Below are 18,602 nucleotides of genomic sequence, written 5' to 3'. Positions count from 1 at the left end.
GACGATTGCGGCCCCCGGCTCGCCTCACTGGCCGGACCGCGCCTGGAATCTGTTATTCTACCTGCCAATTTGCCGATTGCCCCGCTCGCGCGATCGGCGCCCGTAACAAATGATCTGCCGTGACAACCCAAGAGAAACGGCCCGGCGCGGTGAAACCGATGCGCGTAGTGATGCTCAGCAACGAATTTCCTCCCAGCGTAGGCGGCGTACAGACCCATGTGCTGGAGCTCTCGCGCGCCCTGGTGCGGGCCGGACACCGGGTGCGGGTGATCACGCGGCTCAAACCCGGGCTGGCGCAACGGGAGCTGGTGGACGGCGTGGAGGTCCAGCGCCTGCGCCTGCCCAAAAGCCACCTGCTCTACGACTGGCTGCTGGCGCGCACACTGAAAAAAATCGTGCAGTCGGAGGCTGTGGATATCGTGCACGTGCACGGCATGCGCCCGCTGAACGCCTGCCGCGACCTGCCCTGCCCGGTGATATTCACCAACCACACCTCGGCGTTTGTGCGCCGCGCCTCCGGCGGCGAGCGGCGCCAGCGCAAATCCCTCGCGCAGCTGAAGTGCGCCCGCGAGGTGCTGGCCGTGAGCCCACTGCTATTGGAAAAAACACGGGCCTGCGGCTACCGGCGGCCGGTGACGCTGATCACCAACGGCGTGGACCCGGAGCGGTTTTGCCCCGGCCCTTCGGAGCTGCGCGCGCGCCTGGGCATCGACGGGGACGCCTTCGTGGTGGCCGTCGCCTGCCGCCTGGCCAAGGTCAAGGGCATACGCTACCTGGCGCAGGCGGTGGCCGACATAGACGATCCCAGACTGCACCTGGTGATCGCCGGTGACGGGGAGGAGCGGCGGGCGATAGAGACCATTCTCGCCGGCAAGATCGCCAGCGGCCGCGCACACCTGCTGGGCCCGGTGGACAACCGGGAGATGCCGGAAATTTACCGGGGCGCCAACGCCTCTGCGCTGCCCTCGCTGATGGAGGGCACCAGCGTCGCCGGCCTCGAGGCCATGGCCTGCGGGCTGGCCATGGTGGGCACGCGGGTCGGCGGCAATCCGCTGATCATCGAAGAGGGCGAGACAGGCCTGCTGGTGGAGCCCGGCAACCCGCAGCAGCTGCGCGGCGCCCTGGAGACGCTGCTCGCGGATCCGGCGCGCGCCGAGGGCATGGGCCGCGCCGCGCGTGCACGCGTCGAGCAGTCTTTCACCTGGGCGCGGATCGCGGCGCAGGTGTGCGAGCGCTACGAGTCCCTGCTGTGCAGCGCCCACGCCGAGGCGTCATGACTCCTCCGGCCGGCTCCTCTATAATGCCCCGCGAACACCCTGCCAGCCCCTCTTCGCCCGAGCCTCTGTGAGATAGCCAATGATTGTTACGCAACTGCTGCCCGCCTTGAATTCGGGCGGGGTGGAGCGCGGCACTGTGGATTTCGCCCGCGCGCTGGTGGAAGCCGGGCACGAGTCCATCGTTATTTCCAGCGGCGGCCGTCTGGTCGAGCAGCTCGAGCGCGAGGGCTCGCGGCATATCACCCTGCCGATCCACAGAAAATCCCTCGCGAGCCTGTGGCAGGTCCGCCCGCTGCGCCGGCTTCTGAGCGAACTGAACGCGGACATACTGCACGTGCGCTCCCGCGTGCCGGCCTGGCTGACCTACCTGGCCTGGAGGAAGATGCCCGCGGCCACGCGCCCACGCCTGGTCAGTACCGCCCACGGTCTCTATTCGGTCAACCGCTACAGCGCCATCATGGCGAAAAGCGAACAAGCCATCGCGATCTCGGAGTGCGTGCGCGACTACCTGCTGAAAAACTATCCGAACGATCTGCGCCGGCCGCCGCTGGTCGTCTACCGCGGCGTGGATACGCGGGAATTCCACCCCCAGGTACAGCCGCCGCCGGAGTGGCTGGAAAAAACCTGTGGCGAGTTTCCGCAACTGCGCGGCAAACGCTGGCTGCTGCTGCCGGGGCGCCTGACGCGCTGGAAGGGCCAGGAGGATTTTATCGATCTGATGGCGCGCCTCGCCGAGAACTACGCAGATATCCACGGCGTCATCCTCGGCGGCAGCGAGCCGAACAAGGCGCACTACGAAGAGGAACTGAAACAGCGGGTGCGCGATCGCGGCATCGAAGCGCGCGTCAGCTTTGTCGGCCACAGGTCCGATATCCGCTACTGGTACAGCCAGTCGGCGATGGTGTTCAACCTGTCACAGCGCCCGGAGCCCTTCGGGCGCACGGTGATCGAGGCCGCGGCCATAGGCACGCCGGTGGTGGGCTACGATATCGGCGGCCCGGCGGAGTCGCTGCGCGCCTGTTTTCCCCGCGGGCTGGTGGACAGATCGGATCCGCAGGCGCTCTACAACACGGTCGCGACACTGCTCGACGGCCCCGCGGAAAAGGCGACGCTGGCCGCGGAGTTCACCCTGGAAACCCAGGCCCGGCGCACCATCGAGATCTACCGCTCGCTGCTCGAAGAGCGGGCGGCGCGCCGCAATTTACAGGGGGGCCGCAATGATTGATCTGAGCCACAGCGAGCCCTTCGCCAGCGGCGGCAACCGTTTCTGCTACCGCCACCCGCAGGACCCGAACCTGTGCGTGAAAGTGATGCGCCCGGGGCGCACCGCGGAGCTGCTCGGGCGCGCGCCCTGGTACAAGCGCTGGCGCGGCGAGGACTACTTCGACGATAACCTGCGCGAACAGGAGGGCTATGCACAGCGCGCGCTGGCGCGCGGCGACGAGGTGCTGTGGCGACATCTGCCGCGCTGGTACGGCATACAGCAGACGAGCCTCGGCCCCGGGGCGGTGACCGACATGATCCTGGATGGCGCGGGCGAGCCGGCGCCGACACTGCGCCAGTACCTGAACCGGCACGGCCTCGACAGCGAGGTACACGCGGCGCTGCAGCGCTTCGCCGACTGGCTGCTGCAGTGCGGTGTGCTGACCAAGAACCTGATCGCGCACAACCTGGTGCTGCGCGAAGAGCGCGGGCAGCTGGAAATCTACCTGATCGACGGCCTCGGCAGCGCCGCCTTCCTGCCGCTGCCGGAAATTTCCGACTACTTTGCCGAGCGCTATATCCGCCGGCGCATAGAGCGCATGTGGCTGCGCGTGGAGTGGGAGATCTCGGACAAGAAGATGCCGTGGCGGAAATTCGAGGCGCGCGGGGTCCGGCGTTAAGCCCCCGCCCGGCCTATCGCTATTCGTCTACCGGCAAACCGCAGCGGCGCAGCAGCGCCCGCGCGCAGACCCGGTACTGGTCGAGCGGTTCGCGCGGCCGCGGCGGCGCGACCACATCCTCCACCCGGTCCGTGACCAGCCCCTGGTCCACCAGCCGCTGCACCGCCGCGCGCACCTTGTTCGCCCGCCTGCGGCTCGGCACGCGCAGGATGCCCACCCGAGCGCGGCTCTGCAGGGACTCGAACACCATCGAGATGCTGTCCTCGCTGACCCAGATCTGCTCCGCAGCGGCCATCTGCTCCTGCACCCAGCCCGGCGCACACCGGCGCCAGTCGATCGCCCGCACCCCGGCGGCGGAAAACTGCTCCAGGGTGCCGGCCGGTGTGCGCCGGCTGTCGGACAGCTGCCACTCGAGCGGCGCCCGCAGCAGCTGCTGCACCTGCCGCTGCACCGATCCCGCATCCCAGTCGAAGTGCTTGCTGGGCCCGCCCAGCAGTATCAGGCCGCGCCCCGGCGTCATCCGCCCCCGGGGCAGCGGCTCGGTGAGCGCGCCCTGGCTCAGGATCACATTTTCCAGCGGCGGCGGCCGGTCGTGCTCCGGCACTATGGCGAAGTCGAACCAGCGAAACGGCAGCAGCGGCAGGTTGATCGCCACTGCACGGCCGCCGTAGCGGCGCCGCGCCGCCAGCAGCGGCAGGCGGGTGCGGCGGCCGGTGCCGAGCAACAGGTCCGGCCGCGGCAGCCCGCGCAGCTGCGGCGCCTCGCCGAACAGCAGTCGCGCAGCGGATACCGAAGCGGGAATATCGAAGCACTCCAGGCTGCCGGCAAAGCCGTCGCGCAGGCCGGCCACCAGCGCCGCACTCTGCTTTTCGTGGGCGCGGTTGCCGTCGAGAAAGCGCCAGACGGTCAGTTGCAATGGATATGGCCTCTGTCTATCGGAAAAGGCGCAAAGCATAGCCCAGAGCCCCGCGTCGCGCTAATCCCCGCACCGCCGGGAGCGTTCGGGCATTTCGCCATTCTCGGGTACAATTCCGCCGGCCCGGCCCTGTGCCGGACCCGCACTGATCACCTCATCGACGAAGTTGGGATACGCGAATGAATGTAACTGTATTTGGCACCGGCTATGTGGGCTTGGTTCAAGCGGCGGTGCTGGCCGAAGCCGGCCACAAAGTCTTCTGCATCGATATCGATGAGGACAAGATCGAGGGCCTGAAGCAGGGCCGGGTGCCGATTTACGAGCCGGGCCTGACGCCGCTGGTGGAGCGCAATATCGCCACCGGTAATCTGCAGTTCAACACCGACGCCAAGACCGGTGTCGAGCACGGCGAGATTATCTTTATCGCCGTGGGCACGCCGCCGGACGAGGACGGCTCCGCCGACCTGCGCCACGTGCTGACCGTGGCCAGAACCATCGCCGAACATATGGGCGAGCCGAAGATCGTCGTCAACAAGTCGACGGTGCCGGTCGGCACCGCCGACAAGGTGCGCGAGACCATCGCGGGCGAACTGCAGAAACGCGGCCTGCCGGAGCTGGCCTTCAACGTGGTGTCCAACCCGGAATTCCTCAAGGAGGGCTCCGCCGTCTCCGACTGCATGCGCCCGGACCGCATCATCATTGGCACCGACAGCAAAGACGCGGAGGAGGCGCTGCGCCAGCTGTACGCGCCCTTCAACCGCAACCACGAAAAGATCATGGCCATGGACGTCAAGAGCGCCGAACTGGCCAAGTACGCGGCCAACTGCATGCTCGCGACCAAGATCAGCTTTATGAACGAGATGGCGGAAATCGCCGACCGGGTCGGCGCCGACATAGAACAGGTGCGCCAGGGCATCGGCTCGGATCCGCGCATCGGCTACCACTTCATCTACGCCGGTATCGGCTACGGAGGCTCCTGCTTCCCGAAGGACGTCAAGGCGCTGGTCACCACCGCCGGCAAGCTGGGCATCTCGCCGGATATCCTGACCTCGGTGGAGAAGCGCAACCAGCGCCAGAAACACTACCTGCTGGAGAAGATAGCCGCGCACTTCGGCGAGGATCTGAGCGGCAGGACCTTCGCCCTCTGGGGCCTGGCCTTCAAGCCCAATACCGACGATATGCGCGAGGCGCCGAGCCGCGTGCTGATGGAAGAGCTGTGGCGCCGCGGCGCCCGGGTGCAGGCCTTCGACCCGCAGGCGATGGAGGAGTGCCAGCGCATCTACGGCGTGCGCGCAGACCTGCAGCTGTGCGGCACCAAGGAGAGCGCCCTGGCCGGCGCCGACGCGCTGATCATCGCCACCGAGTGGCAGCAGTTCAAGGCGATAGACGTCAAAGCGGTCACCTCGGGCCTGAACAAGCCGGTGATCTTCGACGGCCGCAACCTCTACGACCCGAAGCAGCTGGCCCGCGCCGGTATCGAATACTACTGTGTGGGCCGCCCGCGGGTGGCAGCCGGGTAAAAACCTCTCTGGGCAGCGCTTTACTCCCCGCCCCCCCGGGCGGGGAAGGCGGCCCTCAGTATATGGGTCGCCACGCCGGCGCAGACCAGCCCGAACACATAGCCGCCGCTGGCAAAAAACAGGTAGGACTCGAAGCAGTTGATCACCAGCCAGTAGAGGGAGAAGCTGAGGAAAAACAGCAGAATATCCCCGGGCATCCCCCCCCGGCGCCAGGTCCTCACACTCGCCAGCAGCAGCCAGCCCATCAGCGCCAGCCACAGCAGACTGCCCAGCAGGCCGTTGTTCACCTGCAGGTCCAGATAGCTGTTGTGCAAATGCCCCATGATATCTTTCAGGTGCTGGGGCATGGTCGGCGAGTGCTCTATCACCAGGCCGCGCCCCTTGCCGCCCCAGCCCAACAGCGGTCGCTCCTGAATCCAGGGCAGCGCCTCCACCCAGGTGTGCACGCGAATACCGGTGCTGGTGAAGGGCACGCCCTCGATATCCCCGGCGAGCACCGCGTCGATGGTGTCGCTCTCATATCCCAGCCGCTCGGCGACGATATCGCCGAACCTGCCCCCGAGCGCCACCAGCAACAGCAGCCCCAGGAGTCCGGCGCCGATCAGGCGCCGCCCGCCGCCCGGCCCGAGCCGGAGCAGCAGCGCGCGAATACCGACGGCGCCTAAGAACAGCGCCGCCAGGCAGAGCCCCAGCCACACACCGCGGGTCTGGGCGTAGAGCACCGCCAGCGTGCAGATGGCCACCGCCGCCAGCCACAACAGCGCGACTATCGAAAAGGGTTTCGCGGCGCGCAACAGGCGCGGCGCCAGCACCAGCAATCCGAGCAGCGCGGTGCCGAACAGCATCGCCGAGTGCTGGGCGTTGTGAATACCGAAATCGATACGCTTACCGGCAGCGCCGGCGGCCCACTCGGCGAAGCCGCCGCCGACCACCCAGGGCACCAGCAGCAGCGACGCCAATGCCACCAGCCACAGGATCAGCGTGTTGCGGGTGCTGCCGCCCAGCCAGCAGGCAATGGCCGCGAACGCAAACCAGTTCCCCAGGCGGTGCATCTTCGGCGAGGACTCGGCCCACTCCGGGTGCGAGAGCAGTACCCCGGCCCAGGACAATATCTGAATCAGAATCGAGGCGGCGAACAGCCAGGCCACCGGAGAGCGCAGCAGGTGGCGCCCGTGGCGGAACACCGCCCAACCGGTAACCAGCACCAACAGAATCTTGAGGGGACCGGCGCCATCTTCGCTCAGAGGCCAGACAAAGGCGTTCAGCAGAATAACCAGGGCGCCGAACAGCTGTAGCGGGGGGGGGAGATCCAGCAGGCGATTGGGTTGCCACAGAGGGCGCTCCGCGCCAAGCAGCCTTCCCGAAATACTACCTAGAGAAAACAAAAGCCGCCCCCGAAACCCGTAGTGGACGGCGGCCGGATGGCCGCCGCAAAGGCGGGCTATTTTACGGGAGATCGCGACCCAGCTCTACACACGGGCGCCGGAGGAGGCGGCCGCTGTGCGCTATCGCACACGGGTACAGGCGGCGGCTGCCTATACCGCCGCCAGCCGCCCCTCTTCGCCGAGATTGGGCTCGGATACGTCGCTCAGCCAGCCCAGGTGTGCCTGGCTCCTGCCCTGCACCACGTCGAAGTAGAGCCCCTGCAGGCGCTTGGTGATCGGGCCGCGGCGGCCCGCACCAATGGTGCGGCCGTCGAGCATGCGGATCGGCAGCACCTCGGCGGCGGTGCCGGTAAAGAAGGCCTCGTCGGCGATATAGACCTCGTCGCGGGTGATGCGCTTCTCCACCACCTGGTAGCCGCACTCCCGCGCCAGCTCGATGACGGTGTTGCGGGTGATGCCGTCCAGGCAGGAGGTCAGCTCCGGCGTGTAGAGGACGCCGTCCGCCACGATAAAGATATTCTCGCCACTGCCTTCGGCCACATAGCCCTCCGGGTCCAGCAGCAGCGCCTCCTCGCAGCCGTTACGCACCGCCTCCTGCAGGGCCAGCATCGAGTTGATGTAGTTGCCGTTGGCCTTGGCCTTGCACATGCTGATATTCACATGGTGGCGGGTGTAGGAGGAGGTGTTCACCTTGATACCCAGCTCGCGCGCCTCCGGCGTCATATAGCTGGGCCACTCCCAGGCGGCGACGATCACATGGGTCTGCAGTGCGTCGGCGCGCAGGCCCATACCCTCGGAGCCGTAGAAGGCCATCGGCCGCAGATAGGCCTCGCGCAGATTGTTCTCGCGCACCACCAGCCGCTGGGCCTCGTTCAGCTGCTCGGCGTCGAACGGCATCGGCATATTCATGATCTTGGCGGAGCGGAACAGGCGCCGCGTGTGGTCCTGCAGGCGGAAAATACTGGTGCCGCCACCGGTCTCGTAGGCGCGGACGCCCTCGAAGACGCCCATGCCGTAGTGCAGTGTATGGGTGAGCACATGGACCCGCGCATCGCGCCAGGGAACCAGCTCGCCGTCAAACCAGATAACGCCGTCACGGTCGGCAAAAGACATGGGGAAACTCCTACAAATTTCGCTATCTGCACTCTGTAGGGGGCGGGGCGAGAGCCGGGACCAGCCGCGGCCAGCGACCGCTCCTACAGGGTGAAACCCGATAAAAACAGTGTAGGCAGCGGAGCCCGCGGCAATTTACTTAGCCGAGCAATTGCTGCCAGTTTGTTTGAACGGTCTTTCTTTCCGCTTTGAATTGGTCACCGCTAACAACGCCCGGCAATTGTTGTAGTGCCAGGCGGTGACCTTCAGATCGGTAGGCTTTGTAGGCGTCGATCAGATGCTCGGCTTGGTGGGCCGGCATCAGGCCCGCGTCGATCAGACGCTCGAGAATGCGGATATTGTCGGTGTAACGCACTATCGACGGCGCTTTGTGCGCCCAGGCCAGTGCTGCATATTGAACCATAAATTCAATATCGACAATACCGCCCGGACCCTGCTTCAGATCGAAGTTTTTATCGTTGCTCTTATCCAGGTGCGCGCGCATTTTGTCGCGCATGGCGACCACTTCCTCGCGCAATTTATTCGCGTCCCGCGCCTGGCAAAGCAATTCCAGCCGCAGCCGCTCGAAGTCCGCGCCGAGCCGCGCGCTGCCGGCCACCGGGCGCGCGCGCACCAGCGCCTGGTGCTCCCAGGTCCAGGCGCTCTCGCGCTGGTATTTCTCGAAGGCCGCGAGCGATGTCACCAGCAGGCCGGAGTTGCCGGACGGACGCAGGCGCGTGTCCACTTCGTACAGCGGGCCGCTCAGGGTGCGGGTCTGCAGTATGTGGATCAACCGCTGCGCCAGCCGGGTGTAGAAGCGCAGGTTGTCGATACTGTTGGCGCCGTCGGTGCTCTGCATCGGGTCGGCGTCGTGCACGAAGACGATATCCAGGTCGGAGCCGTGCCCCAGCTCGAGGCCGCCGAGCTTGCCGTAGGCGATGATCGCAAAGCGCATATCGTCCTGGGAGGCCCCCGCCGGCACGCCGTGCTTTTCTACGAGTTGCGCCCAGGCCAGGGTCAGCGATTGCTGCAGTATCGCCTCCGCCAGCCAGGTCAGCGAGTCGCTGACCTTCATCAGCGGCAGGGCGCCACTGACCTCCTGTGCGGCGATGCGCAGGCTCTGGCTCTGTTTGAAATGGCGCAGCGCCTCCATCTGCGCCTCCAGGTCCGATGGATCCACGCGCAGCATTTCGCGGCGCAGCTCCGCGGCGATATCGGCGGCGGATGCCGGCGCCAGCAGGCGGCGCGAGTCGAGCAGCTCGTCGAGCAGTATCGGGTGGCTCGCCAGCTGCCCGGCGATGTAGGGCGAGGCCGCGCAGAGGCGCAGCAGCTGGCTCAGCACCGGCGGGTTTTCGTTGATCAGCACCAGATAGGCGCTGCGGCGCAGTACCGAGCGCACCAGCGGCAGCACCCGCGACAGCGCCAGCAGCGGCTGCGACTCCCGCGACGCGGCGGCCAGCAGCAGCGGCATGGACTGGTCCAGGCGCGCGCGCGCCGCCGCCGGCAGCGCCGCCACCAGCGGCGCCGCGCGCAGCTCCGCCAACAGATCCAGCGCCTCGGCCGCCGGCGCGAAGCCGGCCTCCTCCAGCGTGCGCAGATTGGTCTCGCCGCTGGGGGCGTCGGCGCAGCTGGCCCAGAGGGCCTCCCACTCCTCCGCCGCACTCGGCTCGGCTATCTCCTCCGGCGGCGCTATGACCGCGTCGAATTCCCGCTCGACAAGCGCGCGCGCGGCGGCGAGTTCGCCGAGCAGCTGCGGCCAGTCGTCGCGCCCGAGGGCGAAAGCCAGGCGCTGCCGCCGCGCCTCCTCCGCCGGCAGTGTCTGCGTCTGCTGGTCGCGCTCCGCCTGCAGCGCGTGCTCCACGCGGCGCAGCAACAGGTAGGCGCCCGCCAGCTGCGCGGCCGCGCCGGGCTGCAGGTGGCCGTCAGCCTCGAGCAGCGGCAGCAGCTTCAGCAGGTTGCGCTCCCGCAAGGCCGGCTCGCGGCCGCCGCGGATCAGCTGGAACGCCTGGACGATAAACTCCACCTCGCGGATGCCGCCGCGGCCCAGCTTGATATTGTCGCTGAGGCCGCGGGCGCGCACCTGGCGCTGGATCAGGGATTTCATCTCGCGCAGCGCGTCTATGGCACTGAAGTCGATATAGCGGCGGTAGGTGAAGGGGCGCAGCAGCTCCATCAGTTCGGCGGCGACGGCCCCATCGCCCGCCACCGGGCGCGCCTTGACCATCGCGTAGCGCTCCCACTCCCGGCCCTGGGTCTGGTAGTAGTCCTCCAGTGCGGCGAAGTGGCTCACCAGCGGACCGCTGTCACCGTAGGGGCGCAGGCGCATATCGACGCGGAACACGAAGCCGTCGGCGGTGATGGCGTCCAGGGATTTGATCAGGCGCTGGCCGAGGCGCTGGAAGAACTTCTGGTTCTCGATGCTCTGCGCCCCATCGGTCTCGCCCGGTGCGCGGTAGGCGAAGATCAGGTCGATATCCGAGGACAGGTTCAGCTCGCGCGCGCCCAGCTTGCCCATACCCAGCACCACCAGAGACTGGGCCTCGCCGTCGGCATCGCGCGGTTCGCCGTAGCGCGCCGCCAGCGCCCGGTGGTGCCAGGCCAGCGCCGCTTGAACGCAGGTTTCAGCCAGATCGCTCAGGCGCGCGCAGACGCGCGGAATATCCCACTGGCCGGCGAAATCGCGATAGATCACTTCGGCGGTGACGCGGTTTCTGAGCCGGCGCAGCGCCCGGTCGAGAACCTCCTCGCTGTCGAACGGGCCTGTGTCGATTGCGTCGAGCCCCAGATCCTCGCTTTGCAGCAGCGCGGGCAGCAGTTCGGGATTGTGACAGCAGTGGCGGTAGAAAAAGTCGGAGCCGATAAAGCTGCGCGCCAGGGCCAGCTGCCGGGACTCATCCCGCAACAGCGCCTCCGTATTTGCGGACAGCGCCTCGCCGGCGGATTCGCGCCAGTGATTCCACTGGTCTTCGAGCTGGGGGAGAAATTCTGCTGGGCAGTTTTCGAATAGGGGCATTTTCGACGTCCTATCGCGGCCGTGGGCCGCTCCTACGGGGAAAGAGCTCCGTTTTCAATGCGAAGGCCCTGCTGCCGGGGCCCTCCCGCGAGCGGGAGACTAGTTAAAACGCAATATCCGGCGGCGGTGCCACGCGCAGTACCTCGGCCACCGTAGTGATACCGGCGGCCACCTTCTTGGCCCCGGACAGGCGCAGGCTGTTCATACCCTCGCGCATGGCCTGGCGGCGCAGGGCCTGCAGGTCGCAGTCGGCGGTCACCAGGGTCTGAATCGACTCGGAAAACGGCAGTATCTCGTAGATACCCTGGCGGCCGCGGTAGCCGGTGTTGCGGCACTCCAGGCAGCCCTCGGGGCGGTAGATGGCCTCCGGCAGCGGCGCCTTCCACGGCCGCACCAGTGCCTGCCAGTCGTCCTCGCTCACCCTGTCCTTGCGCTTGCAGGCCGGACACAGGGTGCGCACCAGCCGCTGCGCCATAACGCCGATCACGGTGGATTTCAGCAGGTAGTGGGGCAGGCCCAGATCCAACAGGCGGGTGACCGCGGTCGGGGCGTCGTTGGTGTGCAGCGTGGAGATCACCAGGTGACCGGTCAGCGCCGCCTGCACCGCCATCTGCGCCGTCTCCAGATCGCGGATCTCACCCACCATGATGATATCCGGGTCCTGGCGCATCAGCGTGCGGATACCGGCGGCGAAGTCCAGGCCGATGGAGTGCTGCACCTGGGTCTGGTTGAAACTCTCCTCCACCATCTCGATCGGGTCCTCGATGGTGGATACATTGACCTCGCTGGTGGCCAGCTGCTTCAGGCCGGTGTACAGGGTGGTGGTTTTGCCGGAGCCGGTGGGGCCCGTCACCAGCACTATACCGTTGGGGCGGCCGAGCATCTTCTGCCAGCGCGCCAGATCCTCGCCGGCGAGCCCCAGGTCGGAATAGGAGCGCGCCAGCACCTCCGGGTCGAAGATCCGCATCACCAGCTTTTCGCCGAAGGCAGTGGGCAGGGTCGACAGGCGCAGTTCCACCTCGCTGCCATCCGGGCGCTTGGTCTTGATACGGCCGTCCTGGGGCTTGCGCTTCTCCGCCACGTTCATGCGCCCGAGAATCTTCAGGCGGCTGGTCACCGCCGCGTTGACCTGATCCGGCAGCTCGTGAATCGGGTGCAGCACGCCGTCGATGCGGAAGCGGATACGGCCGATACCCCGGCGCGGCTCTATATGGATATCACTGGCGCGCTGGTCGAAGGCGTATTGCAGCAGCCAGTCGACGATATTGACGATGTGCTGGTCGTCGGCGTCCGGCTCCTTGAGTTTGCCCAGTTCCAGCAGCTGCTCGAAATTGCCCGCGCCGGAGCTGCCCTTGAGGCCGCTGGCGCCGGAGATGGAGTTGGCCAGGGAGTAGAATTCGACGCAGTAGCGCTGGATATCCGCCGGGTCGGCCACCACCCGCTGCACGGTGCGGCCGCTGGTGTGCTCCAGCTGCTCCTCCCAGCCGCTGGCATAGGGCTGGGCCGTGGCCACCAGCAGCATCTCCGGGGTCGCCTCGACACAGAGTATCTGGTGGCGCTTGGCGAACTGGAAGCTCATCACCTCGGTCACCGCGGCCACGTTCACCTTCAGCGGGTCTATATGGTAGAGGCCGTGGGAGGAGGTATCGGCCAGCCACTGGGTCAGGGTGGCCGCGTCGAGCGGCTTGCCGGGGCGTTTCTGGTTCTCCAGCTCGCAGCTGGCGATATAGGAGAGCGGGTGCATCTGCGCCTGCTCGGCGGTGCGCGGCGTGCCGACCAGGCGGTTCGCATCCGCGCGGCTGATATAGCCCTGGGACACCAGATCCTCCAGCAGCCCGCGCAGGTCCAGGATCCGGTCCGCCGCTTTCGTCGCCGTCATATCAATACACCCGTCTTCTATTCTTTTCAGTACCCGACGGCGCATTGTAGCTCTATCGCACAGCCGCGACAGTGCATCGTTAACGCCCGGTGGCCGCCCCATTACCGATTCGGCGGCAACTTGGGGTACCATGCCGGCCATTTCGCACCCAGAGCTGAGGAGCTAACCATGCCCTTGTCCAATATCGCCGCCCTGTTCGGCCGCTCGCCGATCAAACCGATCGAGCAGCACATGGCCACGGCCCACGAGGCCTCGGCGGATTTGATCCCCTTCTTCGAAGCCCTGATGCAAGGCGATCTGGCCGAAGCAGAGAAGATACAACTGCGTATCTCCGGGGCGGAGAACCGCGCCGACGACATCAAGAAAGACCTGCGCCTGCACCTGCCGGACAGCCTGTTTATGCCGGTTTCCCGCTCCGACCTGCTGGAACTGCTGCACGCCCAGGACGAGGTGGCCAACACCGCCCAGGATATCGCCGGCCTCGCCACCGGCCGCAAGATGCAGATCCCGGAGAAGCTGCAGCCGCTGATGAAGACCTTCGTCGACAGCGCCGTGGCCGCCTCGGCCCAGGCGCTGCGCGCCATCAACGAGCTGGACGAGCTGCTCGAGAGCGGCTTCGCCGGCCGCGAGGTGGATATCGCACGGCGCATGACCGAGGAGCTGGACGAGCTGGAGCGCAAGTCCGACAAGCTGGAGGTGGAGATACGCGCGGCGCTGTTCGCGATCGAGAAAGACCTGCCACCGGTGGACGTGATGTTCCTGTACCGGGTCATTGAGTGGATCGGCGATCTGGCCGACCGCGCCCACAGCGTGGGCAACCGATTGCAGTTGTTGTTAGCGCGCTAGGGGGGCAACCGTGGAAATTCTCAGTCAATACGGCACTATCCTGCTGATTCTCGCCTGTGTATTCGGCTTCTTTATGGCCTGGGGCGTGGGCGCCAACGACGTCGCCAACGCCATGGGCACCTCGGTGGGCTCGCGCGCACTGACCATCAAGCAGGCGATCCTGATCGCGATGGTGTTCGAGTTCGCCGGCGCCTACCTGGCCGGCGGCGAGGTAACCGCGACCATCCGCAAGGGCATCATCGACTCGGAGGTCTTCGCCGGGCAACCCGAACTGCTGGTCTACGGCATGCTGTCGGCACTGCTGGCGGCCGGCACCTGGCTGATGATCGCCAGCATTCTCGGCTGGCCGGTGTCCACCACCCACTCCATCGTCGGCGCCATCGTCGGCTTCTCCGCGGTGGGCATCTCCGCCGATGCGGTGGCCTGGGGCAAGGTGGGTTCCATCGTCGCCAGCTGGGTCGTCTCCCCGGTACTGGCCGGCACCATCTCCTTCCTGCTGTTCCGCAGCGTGCAGCGGCTGATCCTGAACACCGAGGATCCCTTCGCCAACGCCAAGCGCTACATCCCCTTCTACATGTTCGCGGTGGGCTGGATGATCGCCATGGTCACCCTGACCAAGGGCCTGAAGCATGTGCTGAAAGACGCGGATATCAAACTCAGCTTTATCCAGGACGCCGGCATCGCCGCGCTGGCGGGGCTGGTGGTCATGGGAATCGGCATGGCGATGCTGAAACGCATCAAGCGCGACCCGGCGCGGGAGAAGGACAACCGCTTCGCCAACGTGGAGCGGGTGTTCGCGATCCTGATGATCTTCACCGCCTGCGCCATGGCCTTCGCCCACGGTTCCAACGACGTGGCCAACGCGGTGGGCCCGCTGGCCGCCGTGGTCAACACGGTACAGAGCGGCGCCGTGGTGGCCAAGGCCACCATGCCGTCCTGGATACTGCTGCTCGGGGGCCTGGGTATCGTTGTCGGCCTCGCCACCTACGGCTTCAAGGTCATGGCCACCATCGGCCGCAAGATCACCGAGCTGACCCCAAGCCGCGGCTTCGCCGCCGAGCTGGGCGCCGCCTCCACCGTGGTGCTGGCCTCGGGCACCGGCCTGCCGATCTCCACCACCCACACCCTCGTCGGTGCGGTGCTGGGCGTCGGCCTGGCGCGGGGTATCGGTGCGCTGAACCTGCGCATGATCACCACCATCGCCGCCTCCTGGGTAGTCACCCTGCCCGCCGGCGCCGGTATCGCGATCCTGTTCTTCTTTTTCTTCAAGGGCGTTTTCGGCTAAAGCCGGCTGGCCGCTGCCATCCCGCTCTGATAAAAAGGGGAAGCGCAAAGGCGCTTCCCCTTTTTTCTTGGCGATAAGGATATGCCCATGCAACTGCCCATCTACCAGGCCGACGCCTTCACCTCGAAACGCTTCGGCGGCAACCCCGCCGCGCTGGTGCCGCTGCAGCAGTGGCTCGCGGACGGGCTGCTGCAGTCGATCGCGGCGGAAAACAATCTCGCCGAGACCGCCTTCACCGTACCCGCCGCCGACGGCTACGAACTGCGCTGGTTCACGCCCGCGGCGGAAGTGCCCCTATGCGGCCACGCGACCCTGGCGACGGCGCACCTGCTGTGGACGGAGCTGGGCTGCCAGACCGAAACCATCCGCTTCTTTACCAAGAGCGGCGAGCTGCGCGTGCGCCGCGCGGGGGATTTGATCGAAATGGATTTCCCGGCCCAGCCGCCGCGAGAGATTGCGCTGACGCCCGAATACGGCGCCGCCTTGGGCGCGAAACCACTGCGCGCACTGGCGCGCGCGGGCAACAGCGACATGATGCTGCTGGAATTCGCCGACGCGGTGCAGGTGGCGGAGCTGCGGCCGGATATGCGTGCCGTCGCGCAGCTGCCCTACCGGGGTGTCATCTGCACCGCCGCCGGCAGCGGCTTCGAATGCGATTTCGTCAGCCGCTTCTTCGCGCCCGCCATCGGTATCGACGAGGACCCGGTCACCGGTTCTGCGCACACGCTGCTGACACCTTTCTGGGCGGAAAAACTGGACAGGACGCGCCTGAATGCGCGGCAGATTTCTGCCCGCGGCGGGGCGCTGGAGTGCGAGCTCGCCGGCGGGCGGGTGCTGATGCGCGGCCGCGCGGTGACCTATCTGCGCGGGCAAATCACGCTGTAGCCGCTACCAGTAGTGGTAGTGCAGCCGCTCATTCTTGCGCGGCCCGTGAATCTGCCAGATCAGTTCTATTTCATTCTTGTGCAGCAACAGTTCCGCAGTGTACCTGTCTCTGCCGCAGAGATGGGCCGCCGCCTGGCGGAAGCCGTGCTCTGTCACCGGCTGCAGCTCGAACAGCAGCACAGGTTCGTCGCGGCGCAGATGTTCGAGGCGTACCGACGCCGCCAACAGCGTCCAGCGATAGCGGTTCTGCAGCGCCACCTCGCGCCCGTCGCTGTGGGTAAAGCGCGCCGCCTCGCGAAAAACCAGCTGCCCCGCGCACTCGTCAACCTCGACGCTGCCGCGGGCGTGGCCGCGCCAGTCGGTGGCGGAGCCCGGGCCGTTGCTGGCGGTGAAACTGAACTGCGTCACCCGCGCAAGCCGCTGCCACAGACCCTCTATGCCTTTACACTGCACACCACTCACTGACCACCAACCACCGATTCGATGCCGTCACTGATCTTTGTCACCGCCCTCTGGGCCTTTTCCTTCAGTCTGATCGGAGTCTACCTGGCCGGCCAGGTGGACAGCTATTTTTCCGTGTTGACCCGCGTACTGCTGGCGGCACTGGTCTTCCTGCCGCTGCTGCGCTGGCGCCGCACGCCGCCGCGCACGGCACTGACGCTGATGGCCATAGGGGCCGTGCAGCTGGGTCTGATGTACCTCTTCTACTATCAGTCCTTCCTGCTGCTCAGCGTACCGGAGGTGCTGCTGTTCACCATTTTTACGCCGGTGTACATCTCCCTGCTCTACGACCTGCTGGCCGGGCGCTTTTCCCCCTGGAACCTGTTTGTCGCCGCACTCGCGGTAGTCGGCGCGGCGATCATCCGCTGGGACAGGCTAGACGGCAGCTACTGGAGCGGATTCGCCGTGGTGCAGGGCGCCAACTTCTGCTTCGCCCTGGGCCAGGTCGCCTACAGACAGTTTATGCGGCGCGGGCAGCCGCTGCCGGCGCGGCAGACCTTCGCCTGGTTTTTTCTCGGCGCAGCCCTGGTGGCACTCGCCGCCTGGCTGCTGCTCGGCAGGCCGCAGTACCCGCAGACGGCGGTGCAGTGGGGCGTGCTGCTGTGGCTCGGGCTGGCGGCCTCCGGCCTCGGCTATTTCCTCTGGAACCGGGGCGCCACCCAGGTCTCCCCCGGCACCCTGGCGGCGATGAACAACGCACTGATTCCTGCTGGCCTGCTGGTGAATCTGTTAATCTGGAACCGCGACGCCGACATCGGCCGGCTCGCCGCCGGCGGCGCCATCATAGTCGCGGCGGTCATCGCCAGCGAACTGCGCAACAAACGACAAGGAAAGCACCATGGCTAACAAGGCGGTTCCGGACCTGAAACAGCAGCTGCGGCAACTGGTGGCCTGCCCCAGTGTCAGCGCCACAGACCCCAAACTGGATATGGGCAATCGCGGCGTGGTGGAGCTGCTCGCCGCCTGGCTGGAGACGCTGGGTTTTGCGGTGGAACTGATGCCGCTCGACGGCCAGCCCGGCAAGGCCAATATGATCGCGACCCTCGGCAGGGGCGACGGCGGCCTGGTGCTGGCCGGACACACGGACACTGTGCCCTTTGATGACGGCCTGTGGCGCTCGGACCCGTTCGTGCTCACCGAGCGGGACAACCGCTTCTACGGCCTCGGCGCCACCGATATGAAGGGCTTTTTCCCCATCGCGATAGAGGCGGCCAAGGCCTTCGCCGACAAGCCGCTGCGCCAGCCGCTGATTGTGCTCGCCACCGCCGACGAGGAGACCTCGATGGCCGGCGCCCGCGCGCTGGTCAAAGCCGGCCGCCCCAGGGCCCGCTACGCGGTGGTCGGCGAACCCACCGGCCTGAAGCCGATCCGCATGCACAAGGGCGCGATGATGGAGGCGGTGCGCATCACCGGCCAGTCCGGCCACTCCTCGGACCCTTCCCTCGGCGCCAACGCGCTGGAGGCGATGCACAGGGCCATCGGGGAACTGCTGAAGCTGCGCGGCGAGTGGCAGAGCCGCTACAGCAACCCCGGCTTCGCGGTGCCGGTACCGACGATGAACCTCGGCTGTATCCACGGCGGCGACAATCCGAACCGCATCTGTGGCTTTACCGAACTGCAGTTCGACGTGCGCCCGCTGCCGGGTATGGCGCTGGAAGATCTGCGCGCGGAGCTGGACCGGCGCCTGCACGCCTGCGTCGAGGATGAAAAAATCCAGCTCGAGTATGCGCCGCTGTTTCTCGGCACCGAGGCCTTCGAGCAGGACGGCAATTCCGAGCTGGTAAAAACCGCGGAGCGGCTCACGGGCCACAGTGCCGGGAGTGTGGCCTTCGCCACAGAGGCGCCCTACTTCAAGAGTATGGGCATGGATACCATCGTACTCGGCCCGGGGGATATCGATCAGGCGCACCAACCGGATGAGTATCTGGGTCTGGAGCGCATTGACCCTATGGTGGAAGTGCTGCGCGGGTTGATTGCTAAATTTTGCCTTTGATGCAACAGATAAAAAACATAGTAATCCAAAGCGAAGGCCGCGATGCCGGTGGCCGCCACCGTACCGGCTTACATAGCGCTGTCCAACCGCCCTCTCCCCCGGCCCCTCTCTCGCACGCGGGAGAGGA

15 protein-coding genes are annotated in these 18,602 nt (G+C 66.6%); 9 read left to right on the top strand and 6 right to left on the bottom strand.

Translation table 11 applies throughout. From position 1 onward, the window contains the following. Positions 1-158: 158 nt before the first annotated feature. From ACXAF3_RS11030 to ACXAF3_RS11020, 3 genes are all read left to right on the top strand, one after another. On the top strand, positions 159-1,277 hold the full coding sequence (locus ACXAF3_RS11030) for a glycosyltransferase family 4 protein (RefSeq protein ID WP_475112353.1): 1,119 nt from the start codon (positions 159-161) through the stop codon (positions 1,275-1,277). 79 nt (positions 1,278-1,356) lie between these two features. After that, entirely contained in the window at positions 1,357-2,502 is a 1,146-nt protein-coding gene (locus ACXAF3_RS11025; protein WP_475112352.1) for a glycosyltransferase family 4 protein, read from the top strand. Next, positions 2,495-3,160 carry a YrbL family protein gene (locus ACXAF3_RS11020; protein WP_475112351.1) on the top strand — a complete coding sequence of 222 codons (666 nt, stop codon included), beginning with the start codon at positions 2,495-2,497 and terminating at the stop codon, positions 3,158-3,160. Before ACXAF3_RS11025 ends, ACXAF3_RS11020 begins: the two co-directional genes overlap by 8 nt. 19 nt (positions 3,161-3,179) lie before the next feature. Here ACXAF3_RS11020 and ACXAF3_RS11015 read toward each other — a convergent pair whose 3' ends face one another. Further along, on the bottom strand, positions 3,180-4,076 hold the full coding sequence (locus ACXAF3_RS11015) for an ELM1/GtrOC1 family putative glycosyltransferase (protein ID WP_475112350.1): 897 nt from the start codon (positions 4,074-4,076) through the stop codon (positions 3,180-3,182). 179 nt (positions 4,077-4,255) lie between these two features. Here ACXAF3_RS11015 and ACXAF3_RS11010 point away from each other — a divergent pair, with 179 nt between their 5' ends. Continuing rightward, positions 4,256-5,596: a UDP-glucose dehydrogenase family protein gene (locus ACXAF3_RS11010; RefSeq protein ID WP_475112349.1), complete on the top strand. Its 1,341-nt coding sequence runs from the start codon at positions 4,256-4,258 to the stop codon at positions 5,594-5,596. Positions 5,597-5,616: 20 nt separating this feature from the next. Here ACXAF3_RS11010 and ACXAF3_RS11005 read toward each other — a convergent pair whose 3' ends face one another. From ACXAF3_RS11005 to tfpB, 4 genes are all read right to left on the bottom strand, one after another. Next, positions 5,617-6,801 carry an O-antigen ligase family protein gene (locus tag ACXAF3_RS11005; protein ID WP_475112348.1) on the bottom strand — a complete coding sequence of 395 codons (1,185 nt, stop codon included), beginning with the start codon at positions 6,799-6,801 and terminating at the stop codon, positions 5,617-5,619. Between the two features lie 330 nt (positions 6,802-7,131). Beyond that, on the bottom strand, positions 7,132-8,094 hold the full coding sequence (locus tag ACXAF3_RS11000; protein WP_475112347.1) for a branched-chain amino acid transaminase: 963 nt from the start codon (positions 8,092-8,094) through the stop codon (positions 7,132-7,134). A gap of 139 nt (positions 8,095-8,233) precedes the next feature. Continuing rightward, positions 8,234-11,086 carry a bifunctional [glutamate--ammonia ligase]-adenylyl-L-tyrosine phosphorylase/[glutamate--ammonia-ligase] adenylyltransferase gene (glnE, locus tag ACXAF3_RS10995; protein ID WP_475112346.1) on the bottom strand — a complete coding sequence of 951 codons (2,853 nt, stop codon included), beginning with the start codon at positions 11,084-11,086 and terminating at the stop codon, positions 8,234-8,236. A 103-nt stretch (positions 11,087-11,189) separates the two neighbouring features. Then, a complete protein-coding gene (tfpB, locus tag ACXAF3_RS10990) occupies positions 11,190-12,965 on the bottom strand; it encodes a type IV pilus assembly ATPase TfpB (protein WP_475112345.1) in 1,776 nt (591 codons plus the stop codon). A gap of 168 nt (positions 12,966-13,133) precedes the next feature. Between tfpB and ACXAF3_RS10985 the strand changes: the two genes are divergently transcribed. The 3 genes from ACXAF3_RS10985 to ACXAF3_RS10975 all read left to right on the top strand — a co-directional run bounded on the left by ACXAF3_RS10985 (position 13,134) and on the right by ACXAF3_RS10975 (position 15,981). Next, a complete protein-coding gene (locus tag ACXAF3_RS10985; RefSeq protein ID WP_475112344.1) occupies positions 13,134-13,811 on the top strand; it encodes a TIGR00153 family protein in 678 nt (225 codons plus the stop codon). Between the two features lie 10 nt (positions 13,812-13,821). Continuing rightward, positions 13,822-15,096 carry an inorganic phosphate transporter gene (locus ACXAF3_RS10980; RefSeq protein ID WP_475112343.1) on the top strand — a complete coding sequence of 425 codons (1,275 nt, stop codon included), beginning with the start codon at positions 13,822-13,824 and terminating at the stop codon, positions 15,094-15,096. A gap of 87 nt (positions 15,097-15,183) precedes the next feature. Continuing rightward, entirely contained in the window at positions 15,184-15,981 is a 798-nt protein-coding gene (locus ACXAF3_RS10975) for a PhzF family phenazine biosynthesis protein (RefSeq protein ID WP_475112342.1), read from the top strand. Positions 15,982-15,984: 3 nt separating this feature from the next. Here ACXAF3_RS10975 and ACXAF3_RS10970 read toward each other — a convergent pair whose 3' ends face one another. Then, entirely contained in the window at positions 15,985-16,434 is a 450-nt protein-coding gene (locus tag ACXAF3_RS10970; RefSeq protein WP_475112341.1) for a DUF6314 family protein, read from the bottom strand. 30 nt (positions 16,435-16,464) lie between these two features. Between ACXAF3_RS10970 and ACXAF3_RS10965 the strand changes: the two genes are divergently transcribed. Beyond that, the gene (locus tag ACXAF3_RS10965; protein WP_475112340.1) at positions 16,465-17,328 is read left to right on the top strand and encodes a carboxylate/amino acid/amine transporter; all 864 of its coding nucleotides are present in this window, start codon (positions 16,465-16,467) and stop codon (positions 17,326-17,328) included. Next, positions 17,321-18,475, top strand: coding sequence for an acetylornithine deacetylase (argE, locus tag ACXAF3_RS10960; RefSeq protein ID WP_475112339.1), 1,155 nt, complete (start codon positions 17,321-17,323; stop codon positions 18,473-18,475). Before ACXAF3_RS10965 ends, argE begins: the two co-directional genes overlap by 8 nt. Positions 18,476-18,602: the final 127 nt, after the last annotated feature.

The organism is Microbulbifer sp. ABF4_143 (assembly GCF_056160225.1).
This window is presented reverse-complemented; position numbering and strand designations above follow the sequence as displayed.

What these genes read in the sequence shown, in the direction of transcription:
- ACXAF3_RS11030 (WP_475112353.1), top strand. Translation starts at nt 159, where the DNA reads ATGCGCGTAGTGATGCTCAGCAACGAATTTCCTCCCAGCGTAGGCGGC.
- ACXAF3_RS11025 (WP_475112352.1), top strand. Translation starts at nt 1,357, where the DNA reads ATGATTGTTACGCAACTGCTGCCCGCCTTGAATTCGGGCGGGGTGGAG.
- ACXAF3_RS11020 (WP_475112351.1), top strand. Translation starts at nt 2,495, where the DNA reads ATGATTGATCTGAGCCACAGCGAGCCCTTCGCCAGCGGCGGCAACCGT.
- ACXAF3_RS11010 (WP_475112349.1), top strand. Translation starts at nt 4,256, where the DNA reads ATGAATGTAACTGTATTTGGCACCGGCTATGTGGGCTTGGTTCAAGCG.
- ACXAF3_RS11000 (WP_475112347.1), bottom strand. Translation starts at nt 8,094, where the DNA reads ATGTCTTTTGCCGACCGTGACGGCGTTATCTGGTTTGACGGCGAGCTG.
- glnE (WP_475112346.1), bottom strand. Translation starts at nt 11,086, where the DNA reads ATGCCCCTATTCGAAAACTGCCCAGCAGAATTTCTCCCCCAGCTCGAA.
- tfpB (WP_475112345.1), bottom strand. Translation starts at nt 12,965, where the DNA reads ATGACGGCGACGAAAGCGGCGGACCGGATCCTGGACCTGCGCGGGCTG.
- ACXAF3_RS10985 (WP_475112344.1), top strand. Translation starts at nt 13,134, where the DNA reads ATGCCCTTGTCCAATATCGCCGCCCTGTTCGGCCGCTCGCCGATCAAA.
- ACXAF3_RS10975 (WP_475112342.1), top strand. Translation starts at nt 15,184, where the DNA reads ATGCAACTGCCCATCTACCAGGCCGACGCCTTCACCTCGAAACGCTTC.
- ACXAF3_RS10965 (WP_475112340.1), top strand. Translation starts at nt 16,465, where the DNA reads ATGCCGTCACTGATCTTTGTCACCGCCCTCTGGGCCTTTTCCTTCAGT.
- argE (WP_475112339.1), top strand. Translation starts at nt 17,321, where the DNA reads ATGGCTAACAAGGCGGTTCCGGACCTGAAACAGCAGCTGCGGCAACTG.